Genomic DNA, 4678 nt, shown 5'->3' with positions numbered 1-4678 from the left:
ATCAATTCTAAATTTCTCAGCAATAGCTGAGAAATATCCATAATTATGAACTGTGCATTGTGCATTGTGAATTGAATTAGGTTACTTTAACACGTTAATGCAATAAAGTAAAAATAATGAATTTATGTATCAAAAAGATATAATATACTAAATTGTGAAAAAAGTTAATGTTTTTGGAAGGATTTTTTGAATTTATAAAGAATATAGAGTAGTGTGTAGTTTAATATTTCTTTGTAATGTATTATTTTATCAATTAAGGTGATGTTATGAAGAATTGATAATGATATGCAAATGAAATTTAAAACATAATAATTTTAAAAAAATAATTATGTAAAGTAAAACTATAATATCAAATTGAAAAGTTCTCAATTATTTTTGAGAATTATATGTAGTTAACAATTAAGAAAGATAATTTTGTACAATTAAGAATTTATAATGGGGTAAATGTAATTCTTTAAAGTTTAGTTAAATTATACATTGTAAATTGTATTTTTGAAATTAATTTTTAATATATTAATTTCTTATTATAAAAGTAATTTTTAAGTAATTTATAAAAATTATACACAATTAACGATTGAGAGAAATAACTTTGTACAATTAAGAACTTGTAACGAGGTACTTGGAAAAATAAGCAGCCACTATGTTAGCTTATTTTATATCATATCATGTTATTAGATTAGCTTATAGCATTACTATGAATATAAGCTAATAATTTGTTCGATATAAAATAAACTAATATCTTTGACTTGTTATTTTCTTTCAGATACCTATAAAGCTAATCTTAGAAATAAACTATTTTAACCGATAAATTATTTGGGGGTGGCTATATGTTAAACAACGTAGATATTGAAAAAGCTATGATTATTAAATTAGAAGATGAACTACCTAATATGCCAAAATTTCAAGAGGGTATTAGAAGAGCTCCGGATAGAGGCTTTACATTAACAAAAGCTCAAACAGAGCTTGCACTTAAAAATGCACTAAGATACATACCAGAAAAGTATCATGAAGAGTTAGCTCCAGAATTTATGGAAGAGCTATTAACAAGAGGAAGAATCTATGGTTATCGTTTTAGACCAGAAGGAAGAATTTACGGTAAATCTGTAGATGAATATAAAGGGAATTGTATGGAAGGTAAAGCTTTCCAAGTAATGATAGATAATAACCTAGATTTTGATGTAGCATTATATCCTTATGAGCTTGTTACTTATGGGGAGACAGGTCAAGTATGTCAAAACTGGATGCAATATAGACTTATAATGAAATATTTAGAAAACATTACTGATGAACAAACTTTAGTTGTTGAATCAGGTCATCCACTAGGACTATTTAGAAGTTCTAAGAAGGCACCAAGAGTTATAACTACTAATGGGCTTATGATAGGTATGTTTGATAATCCAGAAGATTTTCATACAGCTACCCAATTAGGAGTTGCCAATTATGGTCAAATGACTGCAGGAGGATGGATGTACATAGGACCTCAAGGTATAGTACATGGAACTTTCAATACTTTATTAAATGCAGGAAGGTTAAAACTTGGAGTACCTCAAGATGGAGATTTAAGAGGAAAAATATTTGTAACATCAGGACTTGGGGGAATGAGTGGTGCACAGCCTAAGGCTATAGAAATAGCTAATGGTGTTGGAATAGTTGCAGAAGTTGATTATTCAAGAATAAAAACAAGATTAGATCAAGGTTGGGTATCAATGGCTTCAGATAATCTTGATGAAATATTTAAAGTAGCTTTAGAAAAAGCTAAAAATAAAGAAGTAATTTCAATTGCTTATCATGGAAATGTTGTTGATTTACTACAATATATTGTAGATAAAAATATTAAAATAGATTTATTATCAGACCAAACTTCATGCCATGCTCCTTATGAAGGTGGATATGCACCTATGGGCATAAGCTTTGAAGAAAGAACAAGACTTCTAAAAGAAGATAGAAAGAAATTTAAAGAATTAGTAGACAAAACTCTAATTAAACATTATGAACTGGTTAAGATACTGGATTCTAGAGGAGTATATTTCTTTGATTATGGTAACGCCTTTATGAAAGCAGTATATGATGCAGGAGCAAAAGACATTGTTAAAAATGGCGTAGATGAAAAAGATGGATTTATATTCCCATCTTATGTAGAAGATATAATGGGACCTATGTTATTTGATTATGGCTATGGACCATTTAGATGGGTTTGCTTAAGTAGAGATCATGAAGACTTAATAAAAACTGATAAAGCAGCTATGGAATGTATTGATCCAAATAGAAGAGGACAGGATAGAGATAACTACATCTGGATTAAAGATGCAGAGAAAAATAAACTAGTAGTTGGAACAGAAGCTAGAATACTATATCAAGATACACAAGGAAGAATGGATATAGCATTAAAGTTCAATGACATGGTAAGAAAAGGTGAAGTTGGACCAATAATGTTAGGTCGTGATCATCATGATGTAAGTGGAACAGATTCTCCATTTAGGGAAACTTCTAATATAAAAGATGGAAGTAATGTTATGGCTGAGATGGCTGTTCAATGCTTTGCAGGAAATGCGGCAAGGGGCATGAGTCTTATAGCACTTCATAATGGTGGAGGAGTAGGAACAAGTAAATCAATAAATGGTGGATTTGGTCTTGTGCTTGATGGTAGTGAAAAAGTAGATGATATAATAAAATCTTCTATGGCATGGGATGTTATGGGAGGAGTTGCTAGAAGAGCTTGGGCAAGAAACCCTCACTCAATAGAAACTTCTATAGAATACAACCAAAAACATTCATCAACAGATCATATTACATTACCATATATAACTGATGAGAATCTAATTTCATCAGTTGTAGAAAAAGCTTTAAATAAATAAGCATTTAATTTTAAATAGGGAATAGAATGTAAAGATGAAACTATTTCTAATTTTTACTTGATAACACTTGAACTTAAATATAAATTAAAGGGATACCTAAAGTAATTTAGGTGTTCTTTTTTTATGCATAAAACTTAGTCAATGGAGAATTGACGATGGAAAATTGACAATTAAGGATGAAATTATTTTTTAGAAAAATAATTTCTTTAAATGAATTCACTGTAGCGGCGAACAGTGTTCGCCATTCTTTTACCTTTGGGAATTTATCAATTCACAATCAAGGCTGAAATGTATTTTTAACTAGCAAAGCAGTTGCTAGTTATGTGGCGAACACTGTTCGCCGCTACAACAAAATCAATTTTAAATTTCTCAGCCTCTGATGAGAAATATCCACAATTGTGAATTGAATAAAGTTGTGCATAGTGAACTGTGAATTGAATAAAGTTGTGAATTAAATTAAGTTTTCTATTGCAAAGGATTTTCAAATTATAAATTCGAATATTAAAATTAGCTTAAATAAAACCTTTCTGTATTGATACACGTATATATTAAGGGGTATAATTATTCTCGTGATGTAGGAAAAGTATGAGTAAGGGAGTAGAGGAAATGCTAGTTAATAAAGGAAGTAAAAGTAAGAAGCTTGTTAATTTATTATTGCTTTTTGTCGTGTTAGCTTCCTGCTTATTATATGGTTGTGATAAGAACGATGACAACAAAGTTAAATTGGCAGAAAAAGCGCATCTAAAAGCTGTTTTTGAAAGAAACAACGATATATACATTTATGATGAAAAGAAAGAAGAAATAAAAGTAGTAGGAGATCAAGGTAAAAGAAAAGAATTGCTTGTTCTAAGTCCTAATCATAAAAATATAGTCTATAGATTTCAACAAGATCAAAATACGATAAATAATTCACAAATTGTGATTCAGAATATAAAAAAAGAAAAAACAGATATTATAGATATAGAAGATGAAGATTTAAAAAACATAACAGATATTAAATGGTTAGATGATGAGCATATATTAGTCACAGCTCATATGAATCCATCTGTATCATCTTATGGAATATATGACATAAATTCTAAAAAGCAAGTAGATTCCGTTAAAGGTATTTTAATGGGCACATATAATGATGGTCAAGAACTACTATATGCCAAAACTAAAAGAAATGATCCAAGCCATAAATCTAATTTATATATAAATGATAAGTTAATATATGAGATGGAAAACAGTGAAGAGCAAATACAAGATGCTGTAATTTCAAAAGACTATAGTAAAATAGTATTTAAAACATTTTCCTTAAATCTAGAAACTGGTGAGGTAAAAGATTATATATATAGTGCAGATTTTAATAAAGATTATAAAATCTCTAATATAGAAAAAACAGAGTTACCTCCAACAGTATTTGGCAACTTAAAATTAGATGAAGAAAATAACCTATATATAATAAATGATAAGGCTGCTTATAAAGTTCAAGGAACCTTCTTTACAGAAACAAAATACAAAGAAGAAGACCTAGAAAAACCAACGGAAGAAAAGCTAACAAAATTCAAACAAACACTAGCTAAAAACTTCCCAAAAGAATTCATAACAGACTACCTAAAGCTGGATGAGCTGCAGATATATAATATACAATGGTTTTAACAATTGAGAATAAAAACTATAAGAATGAAGAATTAAGTATGAAGAATGAAGAATTATGGTTGAAATTATTTTTAAACAAAATAATTTCTTTAATTGATTTTTTTGTAGCGGCGAACAGTGTTCGCCATTTTTTTACTTACAATTATATTGCTCGTTTTTTATAAGAAGTTACTATGTAACTT

The 4678-nt window shown here is 28.7% G+C and carries 2 protein-coding genes; both read left to right on the top strand.

The window, feature by feature from the left end; genetic code table 11:
* Nucleotides 1-827 precede the first annotated feature (827 nt).
* A complete protein-coding gene (locus B2W91_RS03840; protein WP_291578959.1) occupies nt 828-2855 on the top strand; it encodes a urocanate hydratase in 2028 nt (675 codons plus the stop codon).
* A gap of 606 nt (nt 2856-3461) precedes the next feature.
* The gene (locus B2W91_RS03835; RefSeq protein ID WP_291578958.1) at nt 3462-4496 is read left to right on the top strand and encodes a hypothetical protein; all 1035 of its coding nucleotides are present in this window, start codon (nt 3462-3464) and stop codon (nt 4494-4496) included.
* Nucleotides 4497-4678: the final 182 nt, after the last annotated feature.

This window comes from Clostridium sp. UBA6640 (genome assembly GCF_002455975.1).
Classification (GTDB): Bacteria; Bacillota; Clostridia; order Clostridiales; family Clostridiaceae; genus Clostridium_J.
Note: the sequence above shows the minus strand (reverse complement) of the source record. Positions and strands in the feature narration are given on the sequence as shown.